Here is a 26,643-nt window from a genome sequence, read left to right as displayed (position 1 = left end):
GTGACCCGCATCGCAGCCCCCACCGGTGAGCAGTTCCACCTCCGCCACGACGGCGCCCACGGCACCGTCGAGGCGACCATCACGGAGGTCGCGGCCGCCTTGCGGCTGCTCTCGGTCGACGGGCACGCGCTCGTTCAGGGCTTCCCCCGCGAGTCGACCCCGCCGTTCGGGCACGGCATCGTGCTCGCCCCCTGGCCGAACCGCGTGCGCGACGGCCGCTGGGTGCACGAGGGGACGGCGCTGCAGCTCGACATCACGGAGGTCGAGCGGAGCAACGCCATCCACGGCCTGCTGCGCAACACCCCGTACCGCGTCGTGGAGAAGTGGGACGACTCGGTGACGCTGGGCGCGGCGATCGTCCCGCAGCACGGCTGGCCCTTCCATCTCTGGACGACCGTCCAGTACGCGCTGACCGGCAACGGGATCCGCGTCACGCACTCGGCGACCAACATCGGAACCCACGCCGCCCCGATCGCGTTCGGCGCGCACCCCTTCCTCGCGGTGGGCGACCACCTGGTCGACGAGCTCACGATCACCGCACGCACGGTCGAGCACGTCATCGTCGACGACCGCCTGAACCCCGATGGCCTCGAGCCGGTCGCGGGCACGCTCTTCGACCTGAGCGACGGCGTCGCGGTGAAGGACGCCCGCTTCGACGACGCCTGGCGCGTCGAGCCCGACGGCGACGGGATCATCCGCACGGTGCTCTCGGCGCCCGACGGCACCGAGACGGAGCTGTGGCAGGGTCGCGAGTGGGAGTGGCTGCAGGTCTTCGTCACCCGCATCTTCCCCGGGGCGCACGGCCAGCAGACCGGGATCGCGGTCGAGCCGATGACGGCTCCCGCCGACGCGCTCAACTCGGGCATCGGACTGCGCTGGCTGCAGCCCGGCGAGTCGTGGTCGGGCAGCTGGGGGATCTGCCGGCCCGCGTAGGGCATCCGTCGCCTCGTCGTCGGTGAGGCGGCCCCGTTAAGTGGGGGCACCGGCGCGGTATCGAGGATGCCCGGCGCCTGGTTGGATGAGATCCAGATCGACCGCGCCATCCATCGGGGGAGTGGGCCGGAGGTCGGACTCGGAGTCTCGCATGACCAGCACCGTCAAGATCATCATCGCCGCCGTCGCCGGAGTCGCCGCGATCGTCACTCTTCTCATCATGGCGCCGGCGATCGGCGACAGCGTCAGCGGCGGCCAGGCGCAGATCGCCGGCGCCGACGGGGCCGCCGTGGAGTTCCCGGTCAACGAGCGCGGCGAGACCTACGGCAGCGCCAACGGCAGCCAGGTCCCCGACCTTCTCGCGGCGCCCACCGACGACGGCCAGATCGGCTACGTGCGCGTGAGCGAGCTCGAGCTGGCGCGCAACGTCGCCGGCTCGCTCGAGTCGGGCGAGCGCGTGGTCGACGTGTACGCGAGCGACGGCGAGACGATCATCGGCGCCTTCACCGTGACGAAGGACATGCCCGGCCCCCGCGCCGGTACCGAGGACTGAGCGGTGGGCCCCGTGGGGCTCGAACCCACGACCCGCGGATTAAAAGTCCGCTGCTCTACCGACTGAGCTAGAGGCCCGCGGTACGAATCTACCGCGCGCCGGGGTGCGCTGCGGCGGTGGCGGGGCGTCCAGACCGCGCGAGTACCGTGGAACGCATGGCCGATCGACACCTCCGACCCGTGCGGGTGCCGAGCGCGCACTTCGAGGCCTACGAGGGCGGGCTCGACCCCGCCGTGACTCTGCGCATCGCCCATGACAGCGCGCGGGCGCTCGTGCACCGCGTGCGCGCGAGCGACGACCCCGACCTCATTGAGCGCATGGTCGCCTACACCGACGAGCACGGGCTCGACACGCTCGCCGAGCTCTGGTCGCGCGCCGGCGCCCGCTCGCTGCCGGGCGCCCTATGGCGACTGTCGCTGTTACGGGCCCTCATCCGCGCCGACCCCGCGGGCACCGCGCTGCTCTTCCAGCGCGGGAGCGAGGTGCTCGCGACCGCCGACGTCGTCGTCGCCGGCGCCGAGGCACCCACCGGCCCGGACCAGATCCGCGACCTCGCCGACGCCGTGCTGCGCGGCGCCTACGTCGGCGACTTCGCCGTCGCCCTCGAGCGCGCCGCCGCGTTCTGCCGCACCGCCGCCGCGGGAGCCGCCGACCTCGCCGACGACGCCGACGCCGCCGTCGACGACGCGCGAGCCGCCGAACTCACGACGCGCGCCGCGCGGCTCGCGGCGTCGGCTCGCGACTTCGCCGCGTGCGCGCGGCTGGAGCGCGCCGGCGACCTCGACTAGCGCGAACCGGGACGCGCCGCTCCTCGGTCGGGATCGAGGCCGATGCGCAACTCAGGAATCGCTCGTCTCTTCGACCCCGCCGTGCCTGCGATGACGGGCATGCGCGTCTGCGGTTCCTGAGTTGCGCATGCTGGGTCCGAGGGCACCCGCCGCGCGCCGAGAACGGAGGCCCCGCTGGTCGCCGGGCCGAACCTGGACGCTCGCGGAATGCCGCGGCCGACCCCGCCGTTACACTCGACAGTGCCGGTCCGCAGTAACCCCGGGCTCCAACTTCAGCCGCTTCGAGCGGCCACGCGCCGAGAGGCGTTCTGCGGGCCGGCACTTCTGTGCCCGGATGCTGCGCTCGACCATCCCGTCGCCCGAGCGGCCCGCCGAACCTGAGAGTCAGCCGAACTCGGCCCGAATGCGCAAACCCTCGGGCCGAGGGTGCCGAACCCCTTGCATGTCACCCACCACTCGGACCCTCCGCCCCGGGCGAGCACGCCTCGCCGGCCTGCTGATGATCCCTGCGGCTCTGCTCGTGCTCTCGGGATGCGCCGCACCGGCGCCGACCGAGGGCGCTCCAGGGCAGCAGAGCGAATCAGCTCCGGCCGACGAGTCGCTCGCACCGGGAGAGAACGAGGTGATCACGATCGGGCTGAAGTTCATGCCCGAGACGATCACGGTCCCCGTCGGCACCACGGTCACGTGGCGCAACGGCGAGACCATCGGGCACACGATCACCTCGGGTGCCTGGGGCGACGTCAACGAGAGCACGGGTCTCCGTGGCTCCCAGACGGCCGACGGTCTCTTCGATCACGCGCTCGCGCCGAAGGGGCAGGAGGGCGACACGTTCACCTTCACCTTCGACGAGGCAGGCGAGTACCCGTACTTCTGCCAGCCGCACCTGACCATGAACGCCATGGTCATCGTCGAGGGCTGAGGCGCGAGCCGCACGACCGCACGTTCCGCTACCGCACACCACACAACCAAGGAGCACTCCATGCGCAAGACCATCGCATTCGCCGGCCTCGGCCTCGCCGCGGCCCTCGTCCTCTCCGGCTGCTCGGCTCCCGCCGAGGAGGCCGCCGAGGAGCCCATGACCTCCGAGGAGGCCGAGGCGCCCATGATCGACACCGTCAACAGCGACGGCTCGAACCTCCGCGCGCAGCTCACCGCGCTGCTCGCCGACCACGTGTACCTCGCCGGTGCCGCGATCGACCAGGCGCTGCAGGACGGCGGAGACCTCACCACCGAGCAGGTCGGCGCCGCCGTCGCCGCGCTCGACGAGAACTCGGTCGAGGTCGCCGCGCTCGTCGGCTCCGCCTACCCCGATGCCGAGCAGCCGTTCCTCGACTCGTGGCGCTCGCACATCCCGTTCTTCGTGAACTACACGGTCGCGAAGGCCACGGGCGACCAGGCCGGCGTCGACCAGGCCGTCTCCGACCTCAACGGCTACGCCGTGTCGTTCGGTCAGCTGATCAACTCGGTCGTCCCGGAGCTGCCGGCTGAGGCCGTCCAGGCCGAGCTCGAGATGCACGCCGTCTCGCTGCTCGCCGCGATCGACGCCAACATCGCGAACGACCCGGCCTACTTCGACCTCCTCAAGGAGGCCGCGAGCCACATGCCGATGACCGCGAACGCGCTCGCCGGCGGCATCGCCACCAACCTCGAGCTCCAGTAGTCATCGAGATCCTGCAGTAACTGCACCGCCTCGGCCGGTGGAGGGCGCCCCCAGGCACCTCCACCGGCCGTTCTCGTTCCGCACCTCCGCAGCACCTCCGCAGCACCTCCGCAGCACCTCCGCATCGTCACCGCACCGAAGGGCCCGCTCATGCGCTACTTCCGCTGGATCGCCACCGGCCTCCTCGCCGTCGCCCTCGTCATCAACGCCGTGATCCACCTCCGGCTCGCCGCCCCCTTCGACGCGATCGCGGGCACGATCGTCACGCAGGGCGACCTCTTCCGCATCCAGGCCGCGGCCAACCTCGTCGCGGTCGCGGTGGTCGTCATCGCGCGGCATCGATGGGCGGATGCCCTCGCCCTCGTCATCGCCGCCGGCGGGGCCGCGCTCATCATCGTCACGGCCCTCGTCCCGCTCGATCTGACCGCGATCGGACTGCCGCTGCTCTTCGAGCCGGCCTTCTACCCGGACAAGACGACGGCCCTCGTCGCCCAGCTCGTCGCGGCGCTCGCCGCGACCGCGCTCCTGGCGCTGCGCCGGCGGCCGACGTCATGACCCTGCTCGCCGCCCGCCCGCGCCGCGATCGCGGGCCCGCCGCGCATCGCACGCGACCGGCGCGCGCGCCGCGGGATCAGCGTCCACCTGGAATGCTGGTACTCGTGAGTACCGATTCCGAGGCCGAGCGCGACCCGCTCGCCTCCCCCGACGCGGCGAACGCGCTCCTGCAGCGCGTGGCGACCGGCGACCAGCGGGCCTTCAGCGACCTGTACGACCTGACCGCCTCGCGCATGCTGGGCCTCGTGCGGCACGTCCTGAAGGACCACTCCCAGTCGGAGGAGGTCGTTCAGGAAGTGATGCTCGAGATCTGGCAAACCGCAGCCCGGTTCGATCCGAATAAGGGGAAAGCGGTGACCTGGATGCTCACCATGGCCCATCGCCGAGCGATCGATCGCGTGCGCAGCGCGCAGTCGAGTCGTGACCGCGATACGAAGGTGGGCATCCGCGATCTGGACCGGGAGTTCGATTCGGTCTCGGAGAGCGTGGAGATCCGCGTGGAGCACGACCGAGTGGAGAAGGCATTGTCTCGACTGACCGACCTGCAGCGACAGGCCGTCGAGCTCGCCTACTACGGCGGCTACTCGCACAGCGAGGTGGCCGAGATGCTGAGCGTGCCGATCGGCACGGTCAAGACACGATTGCGCGATGGCATGATCCGCCTGCGCGAAGAAATGGGGGTGGCATCGTGAGCCGCTCTGAATCCCACGACCCGATCGACCTGCGGCGCCTCGGCGCCGGCGCGGCCGACACCGACGTCGAGGCCGAGTTCGACTACGCCGAGTTCGGCGACGTCGCGACGGAGCTCGCGCTCGCGCTGCCTCCCGTGTCTCCCTCGCCCGACCTGAAGGCGCGGCTGATGTCGCAGGTCGCCGTGACCCCGCAGCTCCCGGCCCAGGCCGTCGAGCCCGCCCCGACCGCGGGCCTCTCACCCGTGCCGAGCCTCGCCCCCGCGGCGTCCTCGGCGACGGATGCCCGGCCCGCCTCGCCCGCCGAGCAGCGCGCGAGCGCCCGCTGGTTCACGCGCACCTCCGCGACCCTCGTCGCGGCGGCGGCCGCCGTCGCCCTGTTCTTCGGGGGAGTCGTCTCCGCGAACCTCTTCCAGCCCGGCGACGACGCGGCGCAGCAGCTCGCCGCGATCGTCGCGGCGCCCGACGTGCAGACCGTGGCGGCCCCCGTGTCCGACGGCGGCAGCGCGACGCTCGTGAGCTCGGAGTCGCTCGGCCTCTCGGCGATGGTCTTCGAGGGCCTGCCCGAGCTGAGCGACGACGAGGCCTACGCCCTCTGGTACATCACCGACGGTCAGCCGACCCCGGCCGGCCTCTTCACGGTCGATGCCGACGGCCAGGTCGTGCAGGTGCTCGACGGCGCGTTCGAGGCCGGCACGATCGTCGGCGTGACCGTCGAGCCGAGCACGGGCAGCCCCGCCCCGACGACGACGCCCATCGTGGCGATCCCGACGCAGGCGTAGCCCGCACCGCGCACGCAGCAGCACGACGGGCCCGGGAGGATCTCCCGGGCCCGTCGTCGTGTGCGCGGCGTCCGACTACCCGAACTTGCCGGAGACGTAGTCCTCGGTCGCCTTGACGCTGGGGTTGGAGAAGATCACGCGGGTGTCGTCGTACTCGATGAGCTTCCCGGGCTGGCCGGTGCCGGCGATGTTGAAGAACGCCGTGCGGTCGCTCACGCGCGACGCCTGCTGCATGTTGTGGGTGACGATGACGATCGTGTACTCGAGCTTGAGCTCCTCGATGAGGTCCTCGATCGCGAGGGTCGAGATCGGGTCGAGCGCCGAGCAGGGCTCGTCCATGAGGATCACCTCGGGCTCGACGGCGATCGCCCGCGCGATGCAGAGGCGCTGCTGCTGACCGCCGGAGAGGCCGGAGCCGGGGCGGTCGAGGCGGTCCTTGACCTCGTTCCAGAGGTTGGCGCCCTGGAGCGACTTCTCGACGAGGTCGTCGGCGTCCGACTTGGAGATCCGGCGGTTGTTGAGGGTGACGCCGGCGAGCACGTTGTCGCGGATCGACATCGTCGGGAAGGGGTTGGGGCGCTGGAACACCATGCCCACCTGGCGGCGCACGAGCACGGGGTCGACGCCGGGGCCGTAGAGGTTGTCGCCGTCGACGAGCACCTCGCCCTCGACGTACGCGCCGGGGATCACCTCGTGCATGCGGTTGAGCGTGCGGATGAAGGTCGACTTGCCGCACCCCGACGGGCCGATGAAGGCGGTCACGCTCCGGGGCTCGATGGTCATGGTGATGTCCTCCACGGCCTTGAACTTGCCGTAGTAGACGTTGAGGTCGTTGACTTCGATGCGCTTGGACACGGTGCGAGGGCTTCCTATCCGGTGGGGTGGCTCAGCGGCCGAGCTTCGGAGCGAACTGGCGGGCGACGAGGCGGGCGATGAGGTTGAGCAGCATGACGATCAGGATCAGCGTGAGCGCTCCGGCCCACGCGCGATCGAGGTAGGCCTGCGCGTCGGTGCCCTGGGCCACGTAGGAGGTGTAGACGAAGACCGGCAGCGACTGCATGCGGCCCTCCGTCAGGTCGTAGTTGAGGTTGTTGGTGAATCCGGCGGCGATCAGCAGCGGTGCGGTCTCGCCGATCACGCGAGCGATCGAGAGCATGATGCCGGTCGTGATCCCGGCGATGGAGGTCGGGAGGACGACCTTGACGATCATGAGCCACTTCGGCACGCCGAGCGCGAACGCGGCCTCGCGCAGCTCGTTCGGGACGAGCCGCAGCATCTCCTCCGAGGACCGCACGACCACGGGGATCATGAGGACGGCGAGAGCCATCGCGCCCGCGAGTCCGAGGCGCTCGCCCGGCCCGAGCAGCGCGCTGAACACGGCGTAGGCGAACAGACCGGCCACGATCGAGGGGATGCCCGTCATGACGTCCACGAAGAACGTGATCGCCCGCGCGAGGCGGCCCCGGCCGTACTCCACGAGGTAGATCGAGGCCATCAGGCCGATGGGGATCGAGATGACAGCCGCGGTGCCCGTCATGAGGAGGGTGCCGACGATCGCGTGGATGGCGCCGCCTCCCTCGCCGACGATGCTGCGCATCGAGTAGGTGAAGAACTCGAGGTCGAACCGGGGCAGGCCGTTGGTGATGACGGTGAAGACGAGCGAGATGAGCGGCAGCAGCGCGATCACGAACGCCAGGGTGACGAGTGTCGTGACGAAGCGGTCGGTCGCCCGCCGCTGGCCTTCCACGAGTCGAGCGATCGCGACGATGACGATCGTGTAGGCGACCATGCCGATGAAGACGGTGCCGACGATGTTGAACTCGGCGATGGGCGCGCCCGCCCCGAGCAGTGCGAAGACGGCGGCGGAGGCGGCGAGGCAGGCGGCGAGCACCCACCACGGGGCGGCTCTCGGCAGTCGGCCGGAGGCGAAGGAGTTGGACTCGTCGGTGCGGATCGCGGTGGTCGCGGTCATCAGTTGGCTCCGGAGAAGTCTTTGCGGCGATTGACGACGACGCGCGCGATGGCGTTGACGACGAGGGTGATGGCGAAGAGCACGAGACCCGTCGCGATCAGCACGGAGACGTTGTCGCCGTACGCCTCGGGGAAGGACAGCGCGATGTTCGCGGCGATCGTGGAGGGGTTGATCGAGCTGATGAGGTTCACGGTGATGACGCCGGTCGCGGAGAGCACCATGGCGACCGCCATCGTCTCGCCGAGCGCGCGGCCGAGGCCGAGCATGACGGCGGAGATGATGCCGGGGCGGCCGAAGGGGAGGACGGTCATCCGGATCATCTCCCAGCGCGTCGCGCCGAGCGCGAGCGCGGCCTCCTCGTGCAGCACGGGCGTCTGCAGGAAGACCTCGCGGCAGAGCGCCGTGATGATCGGCAGGATCATGACGGCGAGGACGATGCCCGCGGTGAGGACGGTCCGGCCGGTTCCCGAGGGAGGTCCGGCGAAGAGCGGGATGAAGGAGAGGTTCTCCCACAGCCAGGTGTAGACGGGCTGGATGGCGGGAGCGAGAACGTTGCCGCCCCAGAGGCCGAAGACCACGGAGGGCACCGCGGCGAGCAGGTCGATGACGTAGCCCAGCCCCTCGGCGAGCCGCCGGGGAGCGTAGTGCGAGATGAAGAGCGCGATGCCGAGGGAGACGGGCACGGCGAGCACGAGGGCGATCAGGGCCGCCCAGACGGTGCCGAAGACGAGCGGGACGACGTACTCGAGGAAGGTGTCGCCGCCGAGGATGCTCAGCTGGTCGGCGGGCACGGTGACCGCGGGAACGCTCTGGATCACCAGGAACGCCGCCACGAGGGCGAGGGTCGCGAGGATCAGGGATCCGGCGAGGACGGCGGAGCCGGCGAAGACGCGGTCGCCGGGGCGCTGCTTGGCTGCGATTCTGGGCGGGGTTCCCAGTGCGGTCATCGGAGAGTGTCCTCGCTCGGGGCGCTGCGTGACGCGGGGGCGGATGGTGCTGCCGGGGGAATTCCCCTGGACAGTCTGCCGGGCGCGGGTGCCTCGCACAATGCGAGAGGCGCCCGCGCCCGGCAGGAGTGATGTGGAACTAGCCGATCAGCTCGACCGCGGCGGTCGCGCGCTCACGGAGCGTGTCCGAGATGGGCGCCGAACCGGCGGCCTCGGCGGCGGCCTGCTGGCCCTCCTCCGAGATGATGTAGCTGAAGTACGCCGACACGAGCTCGGCGTCGGCGGCGTCCTGGTACTCGACGCAGCCGATGAGGTAGCTCACGAGGACGACCGGGTACACGCCCGAGGCGTCGGTCGCGCGGTCGAGCTCGATGGCGAGGTCGCCCTCGGTCCGGCCCTCGACGAACGGCGAGGCGTCGACGACGGCGGCAGCGGCCTCCGGCGAGAACGGAACGTACTCGTCGCCGACCTTCACCGCGACGGTGCCGAGGTCGCCGGCGCGCGACGCGTCGGCGTAGCCGATGGTGCCGGTGCCGTTGGTGACGGCGTCGACGACGCCGGAGGTGCCCTGAGCGGCCTCGCCGGACTCGAACGGCCACACGCCGTCGGGCTCGGCGGTCCAGACGTCGCCCGCCGCCTCGAAGAGGTAGCCGGTGAAGTTCTCGGTCGTGCCCGAGTCATCCGCGCGGTGGACGGGCGTGATCGCGAGGTCGGGGAGCTCGACGCCCTCGTTCTGCGACGCGATGGCCTCGTCGTTCCAGTTGGTGATCGTGCCCGCGAAGATGCCCGCGATGGTGGCCGGGTCGAGGTTGAGGGAGTCGACGCCCTCGAGGTTGAAGATGACGGCGATCGGCGACACGTAGGCGGGGATCTCCACGATGCCCGACTCGGGCACGCAGCGGCCGAACTCGCCCGCGGCGATCTCCTCGTCGTTGAACGCGCGGTCGGAGCCGGCGAAGGCCGACCCGCCCGCGATGAAGGTGTCGCGTCCGGCGCCGGAGCCCGAGGGGTCGTACTCGACGGTGACGTCGGGGTTGGCGTCCTGGAATGCGGCGACCCAGGCCTCCTGGGCCGACTGCTGCGAGGAGGCGCCCGCGCCGACGAGGGTGCCCTCGAGCGACGGTGCGCCCTCGGTCTCCTCCGGCGCGGCGCCGCCGGTCTCGTTGGCGGCGCATCCGCTCAGCACGATGGCGCTGGCGGCGATGAGAGCGGTGAAGCCGCTCGCACGCGTGATGTTCACTGTGTTCCCTTCGGGGATCGGTGACGGGTTCTGCGCGGCGCGAGGGATGCCGCACGAGGACCGACGCTACGAAGCGCTGGTGTCCACCGTCGCCCTCGTCGGTGAACGGAAGGTGAACGAGCGGGGAACGCTAGAGCCCCGAGGAGTGCGTCTCGACCGCCACGAGCCAGGGGGTCTCGCTCTCGAGCGAGAAGTGCAGCACCGAGAACTCGCCCGTGCCGAGGGCGGCGCTGCGCCGCAGGTCGCGCGTGATCGTCGCGCCGCCGAGGGATGCCGCGGCCTCGATGATCTGCGGGATGACCGGGCCGTGCGAGCACATGACGACCGACTGGCGCTTGGCGATCCGCTTGGCCACGGCGGCGCTCACGCGGGCGCCGTCGCCCCTCCACGCGTCCTGGCTGAGCGTCGCCGACGCCTTGACGTCGAGGCCCGTGATCGCGGCGGTCGGCCCGATCGTCGAGAGGCAGCGGGCCGCGGTCGACGAGACGAGTCGCTCCGGGCCGTACGCGGCGATGCCCCCGGCGACCGACAGCGACTGCTCGATGCCGCGGTGCAGCAGCGGCCGGGTGTGATCGGGGCCGTCCCACTGCTCGTGCGGCATGGCCTTGCCGTGGCGCAGCACGACGAGCGCGAAGGTGCGCGCGTGACCAGCCTCGACCTGCGCGGCGAAGCGGTCGAGCACGTCGGCGTCGTGCTCGTAGGTGAGGTGCTTGGCGGCCTTCGCGATCGGCAGCCACTCGAGGGCGAGGATCTCGCCGTTGGCCTCGTAGCTGTGCCGCTCGGCGGCGCCTGGGTCGACCTCGGCCGACCAGTAGTGCACGATCTTCGGGCGCCCGTTCGGCAGCGTGTACTCGACCGAGCCCAGCGGGGCGCCGAGGTCGACGTCGAACCCGGTCTCCTCCTGGATCTCGCGCACCGCGGTCTGCGGCAGCGTCTCGCCCGGGTCGACCTTCCCCTTGGGGATCGTGACGTCCTTGTGCTGCGTGCGGTGGACGAGCAGCACCCGCACCTTCCCGTCGACGAGCTTCCACACGACGGCGCCGGCCGCGACGACCGTATCGGTCGCGAGCTCGGGCCGGGCATCCGTCGGGGTCATCGGGCGCCGCCGAGCCGTCGGCGTGCGGTCACGGTGGCCATGACCACATTCTGCATGTCGGCGAGGGCGCGGCCCTTCTCGTCGCGGTGCCGGCGCTGCCATTCGCCGTCGGGCTGCAGCGTCCAGGCGCTCGTCGCCTCGCTCATCGACAGGTCGAAGAGCGCGTCGATCTGGGCGAGGTGCACGGGGTCGGTGAGGCGCACGAGCACCTCGATGCGGCGGTCGAGGTTGCGGTGCATCATGTCGGCGCTGCCGATCCACACGTTCGGCTCGCCGCCGTTGCGGAAGGAGAAGATGCGCGAGTGCTCGAGGTAGCGGCCGAGCACGCTGCGCACGCGGATGTTCTCGCTCGCCCCCTCGAGCCCGGGCACGAGCGCGCAGATGCCGCGCACGACGATGTCGACCGGTACTCCGGCGTTGCTGGCCCGGTAGAGCGCGTCGATGATCGCCTCGTCGACGAGCGAGTTCACCTTGATGCGGATGCCCGACTCGCGCCCCTCCTTCGCGGCCTTGATCTCGCCGCTGATGCCGCGCAGCAGCCCGCGGCGCAGGTAGCGCGGCGCGACGAGCAGGCGCTTGTACTTCTTCTCGATGGCGTAGCCGGAGAGCTCGTTGAACAGCCGCGTGAGGTCCTTGCCCACCTGCTGGTCGGCGGTGAAGAGCCCGAGGTCCTCGTAGATGCGGCTGGTCTTGGGGTTGTAGTTGCCGGTGCCGACGTGCGAGTAGTACTTCAGCTCGCCGTTCTTCTCCTGGCGCACGACGAGCGCGAGCTTGCAGTGGGTCTTGAGGCCGACGAGGCCGTAGACGACGTGCACGCCGGCCTTCTCGAGCTTGCGCGCCCACTCGATGTTGTTCTGCTCGTCGAAGCGCGCCTTGATCTCGACGAGCGCGAGCACGGCCTTGCCCGCTTCGGCGGCGTCGATGAGCGCCTCGACGATGGGGCTGTCGCCGCTCGTGCGGTAGAGCGTCTGCTTGATGGCGAGCACGTTCGGGTCGCGCGCGGCCTGCTCGAGGAAGGCCTGGACGCTCGTCGCGAACGACTCGTAGGGGTGGTGGACGAGCACGTCGGAGCGTCCGATCGCGCGGAAGAGGTCGGGCGTCGCGTTCGGTTCGATCGGCTGCAGCTGCAGCGGGGTGACGGGCACGTGCTTGGGGTACTTCAGGTGCGGGCGGTCGATCTTGGAGATCTCGAACAGCCCCCCGAGGTCGAGCGGCGCCGGCAGGCGGTAGACCTCCTGCTCGGTGATGCCGAGCTCGCGCACGAGCAGGCCGAGCGTCAGGTCGTCCATGTCGTCGGTGATCTCGAGGCGGATGGGCGGGCCGAAGCGCCGACGGAGGAGCTCGCGCTCGAGGGCCTGGATGAGGTTCTCGGTCTCGTCCTCCTCGATCTCGACGTCCTCGTTGCGGGTGACGCGGAACTCGTGGTGCTCGAGGATCTCCATGCCGGGGAAGAGCTCGCCGAGGTGGTTCGAGATGAGGTCCTCGAGCGTGAGGAAGCGCTGCAGCCCCGAGCCGTCGTCCGGCAGCGGCACGAAGCGCGGCAGCACCTGCGGCACCTTCAGGCGCGCGAACTCGACCTTCTCCGTCTTCGGGTTGCGCACGCGCACCGAGAGGTTGAGCGAGAGCCCCGAGATGTACGGGAAGGGGTGGGCGGGGTCGACCGCGAGGGGCATGAGGACGGGGAAGATCTGCTTCGAGAACGTCTGATCGACCTGGATGCGGTCGGCCTCGTCGAGGTCCGCCCAGTTCTCGATGTGGATGCCCGCATCGTCGAGCTCGGGCTTCACGAGGCTGTGGAAGCAGAGGGCGTGCCGGTGCTGCATCTCGAGGGCCGTCCGATTGATGTCGGCCAGGACATCCGCCGGCGCCCGCCCGATGTTGGTCGGCACGGCGAGTCCGGTGACGATGCGCCGCTTGAGGCCCGCGACGCGGACCATGAAGAACTCATCGAGGTTCGAGGCGAAGATCGCGAGGAAGTTGACGCGCTCCAGCAGCGGGACGGACGGGTCCTCCGCCAGCTCGAGCACCCGCTGGTTGAAGCGCAGCCAGCTCAGCTCGCGGTCGAGGTACCGCTCGACGGGCAGCGTGCCGTCGTCGACGCTCGTGGTCTCGTCCCAGTCGTCGAGGAAGTCGCCCCCGACGCCCCCATCGACCTGGTAGCTCGAATCGGTGCGGTACTCCTCGTCCTGCATGGGCACATCATGCCAGGGCGGGATGCCCGGCCGGGGTTCCGCGTCGTCGCTCAGTCGGCGGGCCGGGGCGACGGTTCGTCGCCGACGACCTCGCCCGGCGCGACCGCCGTGTCGGCGGGGTCGTGCTGCGCGCGGCTCGCGGCGAGGAACGGGATCGCGACCGTCGAGATGATTCCGCCCCACAGCAGCGAGAATCCGTAGCCGCCGACGTCGGCCGCGCGGCCGAGGGCGGGTTGGATGGCGACGCCGCCCGCGCTGCCGAGGAGCGAGTGGAACGAGAGCACGGTCGCGCGCTGCGCCGAGGGGATCATGTCGTTGAGGTAGGCGCGCTGCGCCGGCTGGCCGATCGACGAGGCGATGCCCCACGCCGCGAGCAGCGCGATCGCGACCCACAGCTCGCGGACGAAGAAGAACGCGACGAGCACCGCCGCGGAGGTCGCGGCCGACACGAGCAGGAGGGTCGTGCGGCGGCGGACCAGTCGGCGGACGACCGGCGCGAGCGCTCCGCCCGCGATCGAGGCGCCGGAGATGACGGCGGCCGCGAGGCCCGCGAGCGCGTATGCCCCGTCATCCCCGCCGAGCTCGAGCAGGTAGGGCTGCAGCGCGTAGAAGGCGTAGATGCCGACGCCCGTCGTGAACGGCGAGGCGATCATGAGCCAGCGGATGGGCGGCCGCCCGAGCCCGTGCCGCACCGACGAGCGCATGACGTCGCGCACCGCGGCCATCGGCGTCGCGCCGCGCGCGGGCGTGAAGCCGAGGTCGCGCATGAGCACGGCCGCGATCACGAGCATCGCCACGAGCACGCCCGCGCGCACGAGGAACGGCACGCCGAGGTCGGTCGCCTGCGCGATGACGCCGCCCGCGACCGAGCCCGTGAGCATCGCGACGCCCGCGACGACCTGCGCGCGGCCGAAGACCGTCTCGAGCGCGCCTCGGTAGCCGGTCGCGCCCAGGGCGTCGACGAGCCACGCGTCGACGGCACCGGAGAAGAACGTGAAGCCGAGACCGAGCAGCACCGAGACGATCGCCCACGCCCAGAAGGGCGCCTGCTGCACCCACATCACCCAGTAGGCGAAGGTCGTGATGGCGAGGGTGAGTGTGCCGAGCAGGTACGAGGCGCGGCGGCCGAGCGTGTCGGCGACGACTCCGGTCGGGATCTCGAAGATCACCATGCCCGCGGTGAAGAACGCATTGGCCGCGAACGCCTCGAGGTTGGTGAGCCCGGCGTCGAGCAGGAAGAGCGTGTTGATGCCCCAGATGAACGACGCCGCGAGCGTGCTGCCGAGCGTGAGCGCGTAGTACGTCCCCTCGACGCGGCGCGGAGTCGGGCGGTTCATGGTGCGATGCTACGCCCGTCGATAGACTGTCGTCTATGAGTGGCGAGGCGATGACGGATGGCGCGCTGCGCGCGCTCACCGACCCGACGCGCGCTGCCATCCTCCGGCGCCTCCTCTCCGCCCCTGACGGGCGCGCCACCGTCGGGGCGCTCGCGGACGCGCTCGAGCTCACCCAGCCCACCGTCTCGCACCACATGGCGCGTCTGCGCGATCTCGGCCTCGTCACGGGCGAGCCGGAGGGGCGACGAGTCTGGTACTCCGTCGCGCCGGAGGAGCTCGATCGCGTCGCCGACGTGCTCGACGCCGCGCCGGCCGCGCGGATGACCGGCCACGTCCTGCAGCGCATCATCGGCGACCTCGCCCTGCGCTTCGAGGGGACCTTCTCGCGCGGCACGGTCGAGCGCTACGTGCTCGAGAGCTACGACCTCCTCGCCGACGGAGCCCGCATCACGCGGTTCCTGCCCTCGCTCACCGCACGGTTCGCGGCCGATCGCCTCGCGGCGCTCGCCGCGGTCGATCGCCGCGATGAGGCCGACCGGCCCCTCGAGGTGCTCTTCGTCTGCGTGCAGAACGCGGGGCGCTCGCAGCTCGCCGCGGCGATCCTCCGCCAGCTCGGGGGCGAGCGCGTGAGCGTGCGCACGGCGGGCTCCGCTCCCGCCGAGGCCGTGCGCGCCTCCGTGGTCGCGGCGCTCGATGAGATCGGGGTGCCGCTCGGCGGCGAGTTCCCGAAGCCGCTCACCGACGAGGCCGTGCGCGCCGCCGACGTCGTCGTCACGATGGGCTGCGGCGACGCGTGCCCCGTCTACCCGGGCCGGCGCTACCTCGACTGGGCGGTCGACGACCCGGTGGGGCGCCCGCTGGAGGAGGTGCGCCGGATCCGCGACGACATCGACGCCCGTGTACGGGGGCTGCTCGACTCCCTCGCGTGAACAGCCGGTGAATCGTCCGGCAGCGAGTGGAAATCGCATAGACCACCATCTATGCTTACGGGTATGAGCGACAACAGCATCCCCACCGTTCTCTTCGTCTGCGTGCACAACGCCGGCCGGTCGCAGATGGCCGCGGGCTACCTGCAGCACCTCGCGGGCGACCGCGTCCAGGTGCTCTCCGCGGGCTCGGCGCCGAAGGACCAGATCAACCCCGTCGCGATCGACGCGATGGCCGAGGAGGGCATCGACATCGCGCACAACGTGCCGAAGGTGCTCACGACCGAGGCGGTGCAGGAGAGCGACGTCGTCATCACGATGGGCTGCGGCGACGTGTGCCCCGTGTTCCCGGGCAAGCGCTACGAGGACTGGGAGCTCGACGACCCGGCCGGTCAGGGCATCGAGTCGGTGCGCCCCATCCGCGACGAGATCAAGCGCCGCATCGAGGTGCTCCTCGGCGAGATCCTCCCCGGCTGAGCCCTGCGACTACGAGTCGACGCGCTCCGCGGCCTCCTCCTCGTGGAGGGTGAAGCGGTAGCCGACGTTGCGCACCGTGCCGATGAGCGACTCCATGTCGCCGAGCTTCGCGCGCAAGCGTCGAACGTGCACGTCGACGGTGCGGGTGCCGCCGAAGTAGTCGTAGCCCCACACCTCGCTCAGCAGCTGCTCGCGCGTGAAGACGCGGCTGGGGTTCGCGGCCAGGAAGCGGAGGAGCTCGAACTCCTTGAAGGTGAGATCGAGCGTGCGCCCGTGCACCTTCGCCGAGTAGCTGGCCTCGTCGATGACGACGCCGGAGGCCTTGATCATGCTGGACCCGGTGTCGCGCGACTGGCGGCCGATGGCGATGCGGAGCCGGGCATCCACCTCGGCGGGCCCCGCCGCGTCGAGGATGACGTCGTCGATGCCCCATTCGGCGGTGACCGCGGTGAGGCCGCCCTCGGTGATCACGAGGAGGAGCGGCGAGCCGGCGCCGGTCGCGGCGAGGATCTTGCACAGGCCCTTGGCGGCGGCGAGGTCGGTGCGGCCGTCGACGATGATCGCGTCGGCCGAGGGCGCTCCGACGAGAGCCGCCGGCTCCGCCGGGATGATGCGGACCCGATGGCTGAGGAGTCCTAGCGCGGGCAGAACGTCGCTGTTCACCTGCGAGGTCAGGATCAACAGCTGAGCCACTCGTCCTCCAGGGTGTCCGGCTCAGTCTACAAGCGCTCTAGCATGGGGGGCATGCGCCGGACCCTCGCGACCGCGATCCCCGTGTGGGGGGCCGTCGTCGTGGGCCTCGTCGTCCTGGTCGCCCTCGGCCGGCCCGAGGTGTGGCTGCCGTCGGTGCCCGTCGTGGGTGCGGGCGCCCTCCTGCTGACCTTCCTCGTGCAGGTGAGCCTGCAGTCGAAGGACGGCCTCGTGAAGCGGATGCTGGTCAGCGTGACCGGCGTCGTCATCATCCTCGCCGCGGCCTCGTTCGCGATGCTGCTCACAGCCGCCAGCGCGTAGACTGAGCGCATGCTGCTCGCGATCGAAATCTTCTTCCTCGGCCTGCTCGCTCTGGCGTCGCTCGCGATCGGCGGCGTGTCCATCGTGGTGCTGCGCAACCTCTACCGCGGCCAGCGCTGACGTCGGCGGCGTCGTGTTCAATCTCGACACGAGCCTGCCCGCCGAGCTCGCCCCCCTCTCGTGGCTCATCGGGGTCTGGGAGGGCACGGGCGTCGTCCACTACGACGACGCCGGCACGACGCGCGAGCACGAGTTCGGCCAGCGCGTCAGCTTCAGCCACGACGGGCTGCCGTACCTGAACTACTCGTCGACGACGTGGATCCTCGACGAGGCGGTCACTCCCCTCAACGCCGAGGCCGGCTACTGGCGACTGCATCGTCCGTCGCTGCCGGGCGACCCGGGCCCCGGCCTCCTGCCCGGTGTCGGTGATCGCCCCTACCCGACCGCCGAGAGCGTCGAGACACTGCGCACGAGGCGCGGCGACTTCGAGATCGAGGTCGCGCTCATCCACCCCGGCGGCGTGAGCGAGCTCTACCTCGGCACCGTGAACGGCCCGCGCATCGACCTGCAGACCGACGCCGTCATGCGCTCGGCGAGCGCGAAGGAGTACGCCGCGGCCACGCGCCTCTACGGTCTCGTCGACGGCCGACTGCTGTGGGCGTGGGACATCGCCGCGCTCGGCAACGACCTCCGCACCCACGCCTCGGGGACGCTGACCCGTGTCGACTGAGTCCCCGTTCCTGACCCTGCCGGGCGCGGTCGCCGGCTCGCCGGATGCGCCCGTCATCACCGCGGCGCACTACGGAGACCCCGTCTCCGAGCAGCGGATGCTCGCCGCGGGCCGCGCGATCGTCGACCTCTCCGACCGCGGCGTCGTGACCGTCACGGGCGAGGACCGCCTCCGCTGGCTCGACTCGCTCACCTCGCAGGCCGTCGGGCAGCTCGCGCCGGGAGCGAGCGCGGAGACCCTGCTGCTCGACCCCCAGGGGCACCTCGAGCACAGCATCCGCCTCATGGACGACGGCACGACCGCGTGGCTGCTCGTCGACGGCGGGCAGGCCGCGCCGCTCGCCGCGTGGCTCGACCGCATGCGGTTCATGATGCGCGTCGAGGTCGCCGACGCGTCGGCCGACTGGGCGACGGTCGGGCAGCTGCAGCCGTCTGGCTCGTCGCTGCTGGTGTCGGCGGCCGCCCCGAACGGCGTGCCGCTCGTGTGGCACGACCCGTGGGGCTCGGTGCAGCCGGGCGGCTGGCAGTACGCGGGCGTCGAGACGCACCCCGGGGCGGAGTTCCCGGCGGTCGAGCTGCTCGTGCCGCGCGGCTCGCTCCCCGGTCTCGTCGCGGGTCTCGGCGCCGGCCTCGCGCACGTCGCCGGCTCGCTCGCGCTCGAGGCGCTCCGCATCGCCGCGTGGCGGCCGCGGCAGACCGACCTCGACGAGCGGTCGATCCCGCACGAGCTCGACTGGCTGCGCTCGGCCGTGCACCTGTCGAAGGGCTGCTACCGCGGGCAGGAGACCGTCGCGAAGGTCCACAACCTCGGGCACCCGCCGCGCCGCCTCGTCATGCTCCACCTCGACGGCACGCTCTCGCTGCTGCCCGCGCCCGGATCGCCCGTGCGGAGCGCCGGAACCGAGGTCGGCCGCGTGACCGCCGCCGCCCGCCACCACGACCTCGGGCCGATCGCGCTCGCCGTCGTCAAGCGCTCCCTCGCGGTCGACGCACCGCTCGTCGTCACCGCCGAGGTGCCCGGCGCCGACGGCGCCCCCACGGGCGAGACCGCCGAGATCGCCGCCGCCCAGGAGGTCGTCGTGCCGCCCGAGGCGGGGGCGACCGCGGGGGTTCCGCGGATCCCGCGCCTCGGCGCCGTCCGCCGCTAGCGTCGAGCCGTGAACGTGTCGGCGCGCGCGGCCCGCGGAGGCGGCGATGGCTGAGAACCGCGATGCGATGGCGCGGCTGGAGCGCAGCATCCGTCGCCGCATGGATGCCCGCATGGCCGCCCAGCGCGTCGTGCGCTCGCTGCCGGCCATCGCGCAGATCGTCGTGGCGGCCGTCACCGCCTACGCCGTCGCGACCTACGGGCTCGGGCACGAGCTGCCCCTCGTGGCGGTCACGGTGACGATCGCCGCCCTCGGGCTCGCGCGCGACGCCCGCCCGCGCCGGGTCGCGGAGGTCGTCGTCGGCATCTCCGTGGGCATCGCCGTGGCCGCGGTGCTCGTCCTCGTGCTCGGCCAGGGGGTGTGGCAGATCGCGGTGATCCTCGCGGTGACGCTCGTGATCGCCCGAGCCCTGTCGCCCTCGGCCGCGTTCGCGATCGCCGCGGGCGTGCAGTCGATGCTCGTGGCGGTGCTGCCGGCGCCCGAGGGCGGAGTCTTCGCGCGCGTGCTCGACGGCCTCGTCGGGGCGGTCGTGGCGCTCGCGATCACCGCGCTGATCCCGCGACTCGACGTGCTGCGCTCGCGCGGGGAGTCGCGCGCGCTCTTCTCGGTGCTCGACCAGTCGCTCACGGGCCTCGCCGACGCGCTGCGGCGCGGCGACGAGCCCGCCGCCGACCTCGCGCTCGCGCGCAGCCGCCGCACGCAGCCCCTCATCGACGAGTGGACGCAGACCCTCGACTCGGCCCGCGCCGTCGCCGCGTACTCGCCGTGGTTGCGTCGCGGGCGCGCACGGCTCGCGGCCGAGTCGGCCCAGCTGGCCGCCGCCGACCTCGTCACCCGCCACGTGCGCTCGATCGCGCGCCGCGTCGACATCCTCGTGCGCGACGGCGTCGAGCGCCCGGGGCTCGCGGGTCTGCTCGACGAGTCGGCCGTGATCGTGCGGGCGCTCGGCGGCTCGGTGGACGACCCGGCCGAGCGCGATCGCGCGCGACTGCTCGGGCTCGCGATGGCGGGCGAGCTCGCCCCCGAGCTCGTGCCGGGTGCCGTCACCGTGCCCGACCAGGTCATCGTCGTGCTGCTGCGCTCGCTCGTGTTCGACGTGCTCGTGACCGTCGGGCTCACGCCCGAGCAGGCGCGGCAGGCGCTCCCGCCGATCTAGCGGACGCCGCGCCTACGCCTCGAGCGCGAGTGCGCCGTCGCGCGGCGCGACCGCAGCCCACGGCAGCGTCAGCTCGCCGAGCCGCCAGCGCGTCACCCCGTCGCGCACGGGCCAGCCGGCATCGCGCAGCCCCTGCACCGCGGCGACCCAGCGCTGCCGCGCCGAGAAGGTCGCGAGCGGAGCGTGCCGCGCCCACTGCGCGTCGAGCGCCCGCAGCAGCTCGTGCACGCGCTCGCCCGGCACGTTGCGGTGGATCAGCGCCTTCGGCAGCCGCTCGGCGACGACCGACGGCCCGCCGGCCTCGGCGAGCGAGTCGAGGTGCAGCGCGATCGTGAAGGTCTCAGGCCCGGTTGCCTCGACCCCGAGCGCCCCCGCGGCGCGCAGCCCGACCCAGCTCCCGACCCGGCCGACCTCGTTGCACGTGCCCTCGAGCAGCAGTCCGCCGGGCTGCAGCCGCGCGAGCATCGTCGCCCAGGCCTCGGCGACCTCGGCCTCGTCGTACTGCCGCAGCACGTTCGCGGCGCGGATCACGGCCGGCCGGGCATCCCCCGCGAGAGGCACCTCGAAGCCGCCGACCGCGAACGCCAGGCCGTCGCGCGCGAACGGCGCGGCGGCGGCGACGCGCGCCGGGTCGATCTCGATGCCGACGACCCGCACGTCGGCCCGCACGGCGCGCAGGCGTTCGAGAAGCTCGAGCGGGGTCCGGTGCGAGGCGCCGTAGCCGAGGTCGACGACGAGCGGGTCGGCCGCGTGCCGCAGGGCGGGGTGGGCGGCGATCCAGCGGTCCATCCGGCGCAGGCGGTTGACGCCCGTCGTGCCGCGCGTGATGCGGCCCCTCGCCCCCCGCGTCGCCGTCATGCCGTCATTCTCGCGGATGCCCGGCGCTGGCTAGGCTGGATCCCATGTCGCACACGCTCATCCTGCTCCGCCACGGCCACTCCGTCTGGAACGAGAAGAACATCTTCACCGGCTGGGTGGATGTCGAGCTCACCGAGCAGGGCCGCGCCGAGGCGCACCGGGCCGGCGAGCTCATCGCCGAGTCGGGCCTCGCGCCGCGCATGCTCTACACGAGCCTCCTCAAGCGGGCGATCCAGACCGCGAACATCGCGCTCGACGCCGCCGACCTCGACTGGCTGCCGGTCAAGCGCAGCTGGCGCCTCAACGAGCGCCACTACGGCGCGTTGCAGGGCCTCAACAAGGCGGAGACCCTCGAGAAGCACGGCGAGGAGCTCTTCATGACCTGGCGCCGCAGCTTCGACACCCCGCCGCCGCCGCTCGCCGACGACGCCGAGTACAGCCAGGTCCACGACCCCCGCTACGTCGGCATCGACGGCGAGGTGCCGCGCACCGAGAGCCTCAAGCTCGTCATCGACCGCATGCTGCCCTACTGGGAGAGCGACATCACGAAGGACCTCGCGACCGGCGAGACCGTCCTCGTCGTGGCTCATGGCAACTCGCTGCGCGCGCTCGTGAAGCACCTCGACGGCATCAGCGACGACGACATCGCCGGCCTCAACATCCCCACGGGCATCCCGCTCGTGTACGAGCTCGGCGACGACTTCATGCCGGTCAAGCCGGCCGAGTACCTCGACCCGGAGGCGGCCGCCGCGGGCGCCGCCGCGGTCGCGAGCCAGGGCAAGAAGTAGCCGAGAGCGCCCCGCGCCCATGCTGCGCTTCGCAGTCGTCGCCTTCCTCGACGACGTCGCGCTCGAGGCCGAGTTCGAGCCCGACGAGGTGCCTCTGCACGTGAGCCTGCTCGGCGCCGCATCGACCGAGGCCGACCTCGACCAGGTCGTGTCGGCCGTCGAGGCCGCGTACTCGAGCCACGGCGTCTTCGTCGCGCGCGGCGGTGACGATGAGCTCGTGGGCGCCGACGAGGTCGAGGCGACGCTCGTCGTCGACGACGGCGATCTGGCGGATGCCCACCTCGCGCTCGTCGTCGACCTCAGAGATCTCGGGGTCCGCGTCGTCGACCCGTCCACGGTGGGGCGCCGCTACCGGCCGTTCGTGGCCGTCGCCGCCGAGTCGGATGACCGCGCGGGCCGCATCGAGCGCGGCGAGCGCCTCGAGCTCCGCGCCGTCGCGGTGCTCGACCTCGCGCCCGACGGCGACCCCGACCGCGTCCGCGTCGTGGATCAGTTCCCGCTGCTGTAGCAGCGGGAACCGTCAGTCACCGTCCGCTAGTGCAGAGAGGCCCCACCATGACGCGCATCGCTCGCATCGAGATCAGCGGCTCTGGCCCGAACCTGCTCGACCCGGCCGTCATGGCCGGGCTCGAGCGGAGCATCCTCGACGCCGACGCCGACCCGGAGGTCACGGGCATCCTCCTCACCGGCGCGGGCGGGAGCTTCTGCGGCGGCCTCGACGTCGGCGCGATCCGCGCGGGCGCCGACCCGGTCGCCTTCGCGTCGGCCCTCGTGAGCCTGCTCCGCGTCTTCCCGACCCTCCGCACCCCGATCGCCGCCGCGGTGAACGGGGATGCCGTGGCGTCGGGAGCCTCGATCGTCGCCGTCTGCGACTACGCCGTCTCGACCCCGACCGCGCGTCTGGGCACAGTCGAGGTGAGCGTCGGCGTCTGGCCGATGATCGCGCAGGTTCCGATCGTGCACCGCATCGGGGCGCGCTTCGCGATGGAGAACATCGGCTGCGGCGAGCCGTTCACGGCCGAGCGGGCGCGCGAGGTGGGCCTCGTGAACGCCGTGCGCGAGCCGGCCGAGGTCGAACCGGCGGTCGTCGCGTGGCTCGAGGGAGCGGCGCGCGGCGGCGCTGCCGTTGCGGCGGGCCGTCGCGCGTTCTACGAGCTCGCCGAGCTCGGCTACGACGACGCGCTGCAGTCGTCGCTCGACCGCTTCGCGGCGATGTTCCGCTCCCCGAGCTGAGAGGCGTTGTGGTTCGCCCGAGGGGGAGGGCCTCAGTCGAGAAGCCGGACGGCGTCGGCGACGCAGCCGATCTCGCCGGGCATCCGCTGCTCGCGCGTGAGCGGAATCTCCGTCACCACTCCGTCGACGAGCGCGAGCACGATGCAGTCCTCGACGTCGCTGCCCCGTGCCGCGATCACGCGTCGCCCCTCGATCACGCGCGCGTCGACCGTGACGGGCGCGTCGAAGAGCGTCCACGCCTCGCTCAGCGGCGCGTCGCTCAGCAGCAGCGCGCTCACGCGCTCACGCGCTTCGGGCGGCAGTGCGAATGTCTCCGCTCCCGCGGGAGCGCGGGCCACTGCGCCGGCCACGCACTCCTCGCGCGAGACGCCGGCGCTCAGGTCGTCACCGGCCACGGGGATCAGCACGCGGAAGCAGGCCGTCGCCTCGCCGGCCGGGAACGTCTGCGCCGGGATGAACCCGCTGGCCTCGCCCTGGCCGGCGTCCACGTCGGCTCGGATGCGCAGATCGATGAAGCCGGGGTCCGTCCACGACGTGATGCCGCCCCAGTCGAGCACGTCGATGGTGAAGGAATCGGGTCGCACGCCGGGGTCGTCGGGCAGCCGCGGGTCCGTGAGCATCTCGGCGGCGAGCTGCTCGATCGGCAGGCCCACGACCACGCGGCTGCGCGTGACGTCGTCGGCCATGCCGATGGCGACGCGCTCAGCGAGGGTGAGCGCTCGGCTCTCGCCCTCGCTGAGCGCGGGCGCGCATCCCGCGAGCACGCCCGCGACGGCGGCGAGCGAGACCGGCACGAGGAGCGGGAGGCGGGGCATCCGCTGAGACTAGCTCAGGAGTCGCAGGCGACGCCGCCTGCACGGCGCCGCCGCCCGTCGTGAGAGTCAGGCGCCCTGGGGCACCCAGTCGCCGGTCGCGAGGTACTGGACCTTCTTCGCGATCGACACGGCGTGGTCGGCGAAGCGCTCGTGGTACCGCGAGGCGAGGGTCGCGTCCACCGTGTCGACGGCCTGGCCCTTCCAGGTCTCGCCGAGCACCTTGTCGAAGACGCTGAGGTGGAGGGCGTCGACCTTGTCGTCCTCGTTGCGGATCGCCTCGGCGATCGTGACGTCCTCCGTGCTGAGCAGCTCGACGAGCATGCGCGCCATCTGCACGTCGATCTGGCCCATCTCGGCGAAGGTCGGGCGCAGGCTCTTCGGCACGACCTTCTCGGGGAAGCGGTAGCGGGCGAGCTGGGCGATGTGCTCGGCCATGTCGCCCATGCGCTCGAGCGAGGCGCTGATGCGCAGCGCGCTCACGACGATGCGCAGGTCGCGGGCGACCGGCTGCTGACGGGCGAGGATGTTGATCGCGAGCTCGTCGAGCTCGGCGGCGGCCACATCGATCTTGTCGTCGTCGGCGATGACGGTCTCGGCGAGCGAGACGTTCGACTCGGTGAAGGCGCGCGTGGCGTTCTCGATCGAGATGGCGACGAGGGTCGAGATCTCGACCAGGCGCTCCTGCACCTCTCGCAGCTCCTGCTGGAAAACTTCGCGCATCAGGTCACGTCCTAGCTCTGTCTCTCGGGGCGCACAGTCGCGGCCCACACTGGCCACCGCCGGTGAACGGGAAGTGACCCGAGGATGAACTCTGGGTCTCCGGTGCCCGGGCCCCCCTCCCCGGCGATCCGGGGCGGTGACTGGTGTCTAATCTAGTCCTCATGGACTCGGCACTGCTGGTGCCCCTCGCGCTGCTTCTGGGCGCGATCATCGGGGGAGGCGCCGTCGCCACGGTCGTCGCCGCAGCCCGGCGCGGTCGTGTCGCGGCCGAAGTGGTGTCGACCGCGGTGCCCGACGGCGTCGGCCACGTGCTCGAGGTGCTCGAGTCGGCCGGCGTCGTGCTCGACCCGAGCAACAACGTCGTCAACGCGAGCCCGGGGGCGCTGACCCTCGGCCTCGTGTGGCAGCGCTCGCTCGTGCACGCCCCGCTCATCGAGCTCGTCGACCGCGTGCGGCGCTCGGGCGATCCGCTGACCGAGGACGTCGACATCGCGCGCGGCCCGCTCAGCGATGCGAGCATCCACCTCACGGTGCGCGTGGCGCGGCTCGGCACGCGCTTCGTGCTGCTGCTCGCGGAGGACCGCACCGAGTCGGTGCGCCTCGAGGCGGTGCGCCGCGACTTCGTCGCCAACATCAGCCACGAGCTCAAGACGCCGATCGGGGCGATCAGCCTGCTCGCCGAGGCGCTCGAGCAGGCCTCCGACGACCCCGAGCAGGTGCGGCGCTTCGCCAAGCGCATGAGCAAGGAGTCCAAGCGGCTCGCGCACATGACGCAGGAGATCATCGAGCTCAGCCGGCTGCAGGCGGCCGACGCCCTCGCCGATCCCGAGGTGGTCGAGGTCGACCGCGTCATCCAGGCCGCGATCGACCAGAACCGCGTCGCCGCCGAGTCGAACCGGATCTCGCTCGTCTCCGGCGCCGCGAGCGGCGAGCGCGTGTGGGGCGACGAGGGGATGCTCGTGACCGCCGTCCACAACCTCATCATCAACGCGGTGCAGTACTCGCCCTCGCCGTCGCGCGTCGGCATCGGCGTGACCGCGCACGACGACATCGTCGAGATCGCCGTCACCGATCAGGGCATCGGGATCCCCGAGGAGGATCTCGACCGCGTCTTCGAGCGCTTCTTCCGCGTCGACCAGGCGCGGGCCCGCGCGACGGGCGGCACGGGCCTCGGCCTCAGCATCGTCAAGCACGTCGTGCAGAACCACGGCGGCGACGTGCGGGTCTGGTCGCAGCCCGGCCACGGCTCGACCTTCACGCTCCTCCTGCCGCGGGCGACCGCGGACTCCCCGACCACGTCCCTCCCGTCGAAAGCACGCTCATGACCCGAATCCTCATCGTCGACGACGAGCCCTCGCTCAGCGAGCCCCTCGCCTACCTCCTCGGCCGCGAGGGGTACGAGACGGCGGTCGCGGAGGACGGCCCCGCGGCCCTCGCCGAGTTCGAGCGGGCGGGCGCCGACCTGATCCTGCTCGACCTCATGCTCCCGGGACTTCCGGGCACCGAGGTGTGCCGCGAGATCCGCCAGCGGTCGAGCGTGCCGATCATCATGCTGACGGCGAAGGACAGCGAGGTCGACATCGTCGTGGGGCTCGAGCTCGGCGCCGACGACTACGTGACGAAGCCGTACTCGACGCGCGAGCTCCTCGCGCGCATCCGGGCCGTTCTGCGCCGCCGGGTCGACGAGGACGACATCGACGACGGCGTCCTGGAGGCCGGGGGCGTCCGCGTCGACGTCGACCGCCACCAGGTGAGCGTCAACGGGCGCGAGGTCGCCATGCCGCTCAAGGAGTTCGAGCTGCTCGAGCTGCTGCTGCGCAACGCCGGCCGCGTGCTCACGCGCGGGCAGCTCATCGACCGCGTGTGGGGCGCCGACTACTTCGGCGACACCAAGACGCTCGACGTGCACGTCAAGCGGATCCGCTCGAAGATCGAGGCCGACCCCTCGAACCCGCAGCTGCTGCTGACGGTTCGAGGGCTCGGCTACCGCTTCGAGGCGTAGCGGGCGGCGGATGCCCGGCAGGGGCAGCCCCAT

30 protein-coding genes and 1 tRNA gene are annotated in these 26,643 nt (G+C 71.9%); 19 read left to right on the top strand and 12 right to left on the bottom strand.

Annotation, left to right across the window (positions count from 1 at the left end; translation table 11 throughout):
* On the top strand, positions 1-933 hold the full coding sequence (locus ASC54_RS01050) for an aldose 1-epimerase family protein (RefSeq protein ID WP_055896120.1): 933 nt from the start codon (positions 1-3) through the stop codon (positions 931-933).
* A 151-nt stretch (positions 934-1,084) separates the two neighbouring features.
* Positions 1,085-1,486, top strand: a complete 402-nt coding sequence (locus tag ASC54_RS01045; RefSeq protein WP_055896118.1) for a hypothetical protein — start codon at positions 1,085-1,087, stop codon at positions 1,484-1,486.
* Between the two features lie 4 nt (positions 1,487-1,490).
* Here the strand turns inward: ASC54_RS01045 and ASC54_RS01040 are convergent.
* A tRNA-Lys gene (locus ASC54_RS01040) sits at positions 1,491-1,563 on the bottom strand.
* A gap of 78 nt (positions 1,564-1,641) precedes the next feature.
* On the opposite strand from ASC54_RS01040, the gene ASC54_RS01035 reads away from it, so the two are divergent.
* The 6 genes from ASC54_RS01035 (at position 1,642) to ASC54_RS01010 (ending at position 5,963) form a co-directional block, all read left to right on the top strand.
* Positions 1,642-2,274 carry a hypothetical protein gene (locus ASC54_RS01035; protein ID WP_055896115.1) on the top strand — a complete coding sequence of 211 codons (633 nt, stop codon included), beginning with the start codon at positions 1,642-1,644 and terminating at the stop codon, positions 2,272-2,274.
* A 499-nt stretch (positions 2,275-2,773) separates the two neighbouring features.
* The gene (locus tag ASC54_RS01030) at positions 2,774-3,196 is read left to right on the top strand and encodes a plastocyanin/azurin family copper-binding protein (protein ID WP_235451349.1); all 423 of its coding nucleotides are present in this window, start codon (positions 2,774-2,776) and stop codon (positions 3,194-3,196) included.
* Between the two features lie 60 nt (positions 3,197-3,256).
* Positions 3,257-3,937, top strand: a complete 681-nt coding sequence (locus ASC54_RS01025) for a hypothetical protein (RefSeq protein ID WP_055858371.1) — start codon at positions 3,257-3,259, stop codon at positions 3,935-3,937.
* A 150-nt stretch (positions 3,938-4,087) separates the two neighbouring features.
* The gene (locus tag ASC54_RS01020) at positions 4,088-4,492 is read left to right on the top strand and encodes a hypothetical protein (protein ID WP_055858374.1); all 405 of its coding nucleotides are present in this window, start codon (positions 4,088-4,090) and stop codon (positions 4,490-4,492) included.
* Between the two features lie 92 nt (positions 4,493-4,584).
* The gene (locus ASC54_RS01015; RefSeq protein WP_055858377.1) at positions 4,585-5,184 is read left to right on the top strand and encodes a sigma-70 family RNA polymerase sigma factor; all 600 of its coding nucleotides are present in this window, start codon (positions 4,585-4,587) and stop codon (positions 5,182-5,184) included.
* The gene (locus ASC54_RS01010; RefSeq protein WP_055858380.1) at positions 5,181-5,963 is read left to right on the top strand and encodes an anti-sigma factor; all 783 of its coding nucleotides are present in this window, start codon (positions 5,181-5,183) and stop codon (positions 5,961-5,963) included. Before ASC54_RS01015 ends, ASC54_RS01010 begins: the two co-directional genes overlap by 4 nt.
* A gap of 75 nt (positions 5,964-6,038) precedes the next feature.
* Here the strand turns inward: ASC54_RS01010 and pstB are convergent, their stop codons facing one another.
* From pstB to ASC54_RS00975, 7 genes are all read right to left on the bottom strand, one after another.
* On the bottom strand, positions 6,039-6,818 hold the full coding sequence (gene pstB / locus ASC54_RS01005) for a phosphate ABC transporter ATP-binding protein PstB (protein ID WP_055858382.1): 780 nt from the start codon (positions 6,816-6,818) through the stop codon (positions 6,039-6,041).
* Between the two features lie 31 nt (positions 6,819-6,849).
* Positions 6,850-7,935 carry a phosphate ABC transporter permease PstA gene (gene pstA / locus ASC54_RS01000; RefSeq protein ID WP_055858386.1) on the bottom strand — a complete coding sequence of 362 codons (1,086 nt, stop codon included), beginning with the start codon at positions 7,933-7,935 and terminating at the stop codon, positions 6,850-6,852.
* Positions 7,935-8,882 carry a phosphate ABC transporter permease subunit PstC gene (pstC, locus tag ASC54_RS00995; RefSeq protein ID WP_055896112.1) on the bottom strand — a complete coding sequence of 316 codons (948 nt, stop codon included), beginning with the start codon at positions 8,880-8,882 and terminating at the stop codon, positions 7,935-7,937. The genes pstA and pstC overlap by 1 nt, the downstream gene beginning before the upstream one ends.
* Before the next feature lie 139 nt (positions 8,883-9,021).
* Complete coding sequence (locus ASC54_RS00990) at positions 9,022-10,122, bottom strand: phosphate ABC transporter substrate-binding protein PstS (protein ID WP_055896108.1); 1,101 nt, start codon at positions 10,120-10,122, stop codon at positions 9,022-9,024.
* 130 nt (positions 10,123-10,252) lie between these two features.
* Complete coding sequence (locus tag ASC54_RS00985) at positions 10,253-11,218, bottom strand: NUDIX domain-containing protein (protein ID WP_055896106.1); 966 nt, start codon at positions 11,216-11,218, stop codon at positions 10,253-10,255.
* Positions 11,215-13,410 (bottom strand): RNA degradosome polyphosphate kinase, encoded by a 2,196-nt coding sequence (locus ASC54_RS00980; protein WP_055858396.1) that lies wholly within the window; start codon positions 13,408-13,410, stop codon positions 11,215-11,217. The genes ASC54_RS00985 and ASC54_RS00980 overlap by 4 nt, the downstream gene beginning before the upstream one ends.
* Positions 13,411-13,460: 50 nt before the next feature.
* Entirely contained in the window at positions 13,461-14,747 is a 1,287-nt protein-coding gene (locus ASC54_RS00975; RefSeq protein WP_055896103.1) for an MFS transporter, read from the bottom strand.
* A gap of 35 nt (positions 14,748-14,782) precedes the next feature.
* On the opposite strand from ASC54_RS00975, the gene ASC54_RS00970 reads away from it, so the two are divergent.
* Together ASC54_RS00970 and ASC54_RS00965 are read left to right on the top strand one after the other, a co-directional pair.
* Complete coding sequence (locus tag ASC54_RS00970) at positions 14,783-15,676, top strand: metalloregulator ArsR/SmtB family transcription factor (RefSeq protein ID WP_235451348.1); 894 nt, start codon at positions 14,783-14,785, stop codon at positions 15,674-15,676.
* A 63-nt stretch (positions 15,677-15,739) separates the two neighbouring features.
* Positions 15,740-16,150 (top strand): arsenate reductase ArsC, encoded by a 411-nt coding sequence (locus tag ASC54_RS00965; protein ID WP_055858400.1) that lies wholly within the window; start codon positions 15,740-15,742, stop codon positions 16,148-16,150.
* Between the two features lie 9 nt (positions 16,151-16,159).
* Here the strand turns inward: ASC54_RS00965 and ASC54_RS00960 are convergent, their stop codons facing one another.
* Positions 16,160-16,843 (bottom strand): winged helix family transcriptional regulator, encoded by a 684-nt coding sequence (locus ASC54_RS00960; protein WP_055858404.1) that lies wholly within the window; start codon positions 16,841-16,843, stop codon positions 16,160-16,162.
* A gap of 51 nt (positions 16,844-16,894) precedes the next feature.
* On the opposite strand from ASC54_RS00960, the gene ASC54_RS00955 reads away from it, so the two are divergent.
* The 4 genes from ASC54_RS00955 (at position 16,895) to ASC54_RS00940 (ending at position 20,194) form a co-directional block, all read left to right on the top strand.
* Positions 16,895-17,161 carry a hypothetical protein gene (locus ASC54_RS00955; protein ID WP_055896101.1) on the top strand — a complete coding sequence of 89 codons (267 nt, stop codon included), beginning with the start codon at positions 16,895-16,897 and terminating at the stop codon, positions 17,159-17,161.
* Between the two features lie 133 nt (positions 17,162-17,294).
* The gene (locus ASC54_RS00950; RefSeq protein WP_055896100.1) at positions 17,295-17,891 is read left to right on the top strand and encodes an FABP family protein; all 597 of its coding nucleotides are present in this window, start codon (positions 17,295-17,297) and stop codon (positions 17,889-17,891) included.
* A complete protein-coding gene (locus tag ASC54_RS00945; RefSeq protein ID WP_055896096.1) occupies positions 17,881-19,038 on the top strand; it encodes a folate-binding protein YgfZ in 1,158 nt (385 codons plus the stop codon). The genes ASC54_RS00950 and ASC54_RS00945 overlap by 11 nt, the downstream gene beginning before the upstream one ends.
* A gap of 46 nt (positions 19,039-19,084) precedes the next feature.
* Positions 19,085-20,194: an aromatic acid exporter family protein gene (locus tag ASC54_RS00940; protein WP_055858414.1), complete on the top strand. Its 1,110-nt coding sequence runs from the start codon at positions 19,085-19,087 to the stop codon at positions 20,192-20,194.
* 12 nt (positions 20,195-20,206) lie between these two features.
* Here ASC54_RS00940 and ASC54_RS00935 read toward each other — a convergent pair whose 3' ends face one another.
* The gene (locus ASC54_RS00935) at positions 20,207-21,052 is read right to left on the bottom strand and encodes a hypothetical protein (protein ID WP_055896093.1); all 846 of its coding nucleotides are present in this window, start codon (positions 21,050-21,052) and stop codon (positions 20,207-20,209) included.
* A gap of 44 nt (positions 21,053-21,096) precedes the next feature.
* On the opposite strand from ASC54_RS00935, the gene ASC54_RS00930 reads away from it, so the two are divergent.
* Genes ASC54_RS00930 through ASC54_RS00920 form a run of 3 tightly spaced genes read left to right on the top strand, consistent with a single transcriptional unit; the run spans position 21,097 to position 23,073 of the window.
* The gene (locus ASC54_RS00930) at positions 21,097-21,840 is read left to right on the top strand and encodes a phosphoglyceromutase (RefSeq protein ID WP_055896091.1); all 744 of its coding nucleotides are present in this window, start codon (positions 21,097-21,099) and stop codon (positions 21,838-21,840) included.
* Between the two features lie 19 nt (positions 21,841-21,859).
* Positions 21,860-22,348, top strand: coding sequence for a hypothetical protein (locus ASC54_RS00925; protein WP_055858422.1), 489 nt, complete (start codon positions 21,860-21,862; stop codon positions 22,346-22,348).
* A 47-nt stretch (positions 22,349-22,395) separates the two neighbouring features.
* A complete protein-coding gene (locus ASC54_RS00920; RefSeq protein ID WP_055858424.1) occupies positions 22,396-23,073 on the top strand; it encodes an enoyl-CoA hydratase/isomerase family protein in 678 nt (225 codons plus the stop codon).
* Between the two features lie 32 nt (positions 23,074-23,105).
* Here ASC54_RS00920 and ASC54_RS00915 read toward each other — a convergent pair whose 3' ends face one another.
* Both ASC54_RS00915 and phoU read right to left on the bottom strand, forming a co-directional pair.
* Positions 23,106-23,888: a hypothetical protein gene (locus ASC54_RS00915; RefSeq protein ID WP_055896089.1), complete on the bottom strand. Its 783-nt coding sequence runs from the start codon at positions 23,886-23,888 to the stop codon at positions 23,106-23,108.
* Positions 23,889-23,954: 66 nt separating this feature from the next.
* Positions 23,955-24,608: a phosphate signaling complex protein PhoU gene (phoU, locus tag ASC54_RS00910; RefSeq protein WP_055858427.1), complete on the bottom strand. Its 654-nt coding sequence runs from the start codon at positions 24,606-24,608 to the stop codon at positions 23,955-23,957.
* A 161-nt stretch (positions 24,609-24,769) separates the two neighbouring features.
* Here phoU and ASC54_RS00905 point away from each other — a divergent pair, with 161 nt between their 5' ends.
* Positions 24,770-25,933, top strand: a complete 1,164-nt coding sequence (locus ASC54_RS00905; protein ID WP_055858430.1) for a cell wall metabolism sensor histidine kinase WalK — start codon at positions 24,770-24,772, stop codon at positions 25,931-25,933.
* A complete protein-coding gene (locus ASC54_RS00900; RefSeq protein WP_055896087.1) occupies positions 25,930-26,610 on the top strand; it encodes a response regulator transcription factor in 681 nt (226 codons plus the stop codon). The genes ASC54_RS00905 and ASC54_RS00900 overlap by 4 nt, the downstream gene beginning before the upstream one ends.
* Positions 26,611-26,643 lie beyond the last annotated feature (33 nt).

It is taken from the genome of Yonghaparkia sp. Root332, from assembly GCF_001425665.1.
GTDB lineage: Bacteria > Actinomycetota > Actinomycetes > Actinomycetales > Microbacteriaceae > Microcella.
This window is presented reverse-complemented; position numbering and strand designations above follow the sequence as displayed.

Bases quoted from the DNA above. Each gene is read 5' to 3' on its own strand.
- ASC54_RS00940 (WP_055858414.1), top strand. From the start codon at position 19,085: ATGGCTGAGAACCGCGATGCGATGGCGCGGCTGGAGCGCAGCATCCGT.
- ASC54_RS01045 (WP_055896118.1), top strand. From the start codon at position 1,085: ATGACCAGCACCGTCAAGATCATCATCGCCGCCGTCGCCGGAGTCGCC.
- ASC54_RS00905 (WP_055858430.1), top strand. From the start codon at position 24,770: ATGGACTCGGCACTGCTGGTGCCCCTCGCGCTGCTTCTGGGCGCGATC.
- ASC54_RS00985 (WP_055896106.1), bottom strand. From the start codon at position 11,218: ATGACCCCGACGGATGCCCGGCCCGAGCTCGCGACCGATACGGTCGTC.
- phoU (WP_055858427.1), bottom strand. From the start codon at position 24,608: ATGCGCGAAGTTTTCCAGCAGGAGCTGCGAGAGGTGCAGGAGCGCCTG.
- ASC54_RS01020 (WP_055858374.1), top strand. From the start codon at position 4,088: ATGCGCTACTTCCGCTGGATCGCCACCGGCCTCCTCGCCGTCGCCCTC.
- ASC54_RS00980 (WP_055858396.1), bottom strand. From the start codon at position 13,410: ATGCAGGACGAGGAGTACCGCACCGATTCGAGCTACCAGGTCGATGGG.
- ASC54_RS01030 (WP_235451349.1), top strand. From the start codon at position 2,774: ATGATCCCTGCGGCTCTGCTCGTGCTCTCGGGATGCGCCGCACCGGCG.
- ASC54_RS00920 (WP_055858424.1), top strand. From the start codon at position 22,396: ATGACGCGCATCGCTCGCATCGAGATCAGCGGCTCTGGCCCGAACCTG.
- pstA (WP_055858386.1), bottom strand. From the start codon at position 7,935: ATGACCGCGACCACCGCGATCCGCACCGACGAGTCCAACTCCTTCGCC.
- ASC54_RS00935 (WP_055896093.1), bottom strand. From the start codon at position 21,052: ATGACGGCGACGCGGGGGGCGAGGGGCCGCATCACGCGCGGCACGACG.
- ASC54_RS00955 (WP_055896101.1), top strand. From the start codon at position 16,895: ATGCGCCGGACCCTCGCGACCGCGATCCCCGTGTGGGGGGCCGTCGTC.
- ASC54_RS00900 (WP_055896087.1), top strand. From the start codon at position 25,930: ATGACCCGAATCCTCATCGTCGACGACGAGCCCTCGCTCAGCGAGCCC.
- ASC54_RS00930 (WP_055896091.1), top strand. From the start codon at position 21,097: ATGTCGCACACGCTCATCCTGCTCCGCCACGGCCACTCCGTCTGGAAC.
- pstC (WP_055896112.1), bottom strand. From the start codon at position 8,882: ATGACCGCACTGGGAACCCCGCCCAGAATCGCAGCCAAGCAGCGCCCC.
- ASC54_RS00925 (WP_055858422.1), top strand. From the start codon at position 21,860: ATGCTGCGCTTCGCAGTCGTCGCCTTCCTCGACGACGTCGCGCTCGAG.
- ASC54_RS00965 (WP_055858400.1), top strand. From the start codon at position 15,740: ATGAGCGACAACAGCATCCCCACCGTTCTCTTCGTCTGCGTGCACAAC.
- ASC54_RS01035 (WP_055896115.1), top strand. From the start codon at position 1,642: ATGGCCGATCGACACCTCCGACCCGTGCGGGTGCCGAGCGCGCACTTC.
- ASC54_RS01025 (WP_055858371.1), top strand. From the start codon at position 3,257: ATGCGCAAGACCATCGCATTCGCCGGCCTCGGCCTCGCCGCGGCCCTC.
- ASC54_RS00915 (WP_055896089.1), bottom strand. From the start codon at position 23,888: ATGCCCCGCCTCCCGCTCCTCGTGCCGGTCTCGCTCGCCGCCGTCGCG.
- ASC54_RS00970 (WP_235451348.1), top strand. From the start codon at position 14,783: ATGAGTGGCGAGGCGATGACGGATGGCGCGCTGCGCGCGCTCACCGAC.
- ASC54_RS00975 (WP_055896103.1), bottom strand. From the start codon at position 14,747: ATGAACCGCCCGACTCCGCGCCGCGTCGAGGGGACGTACTACGCGCTC.
- ASC54_RS01015 (WP_055858377.1), top strand. From the start codon at position 4,585: ATGCTGGTACTCGTGAGTACCGATTCCGAGGCCGAGCGCGACCCGCTC.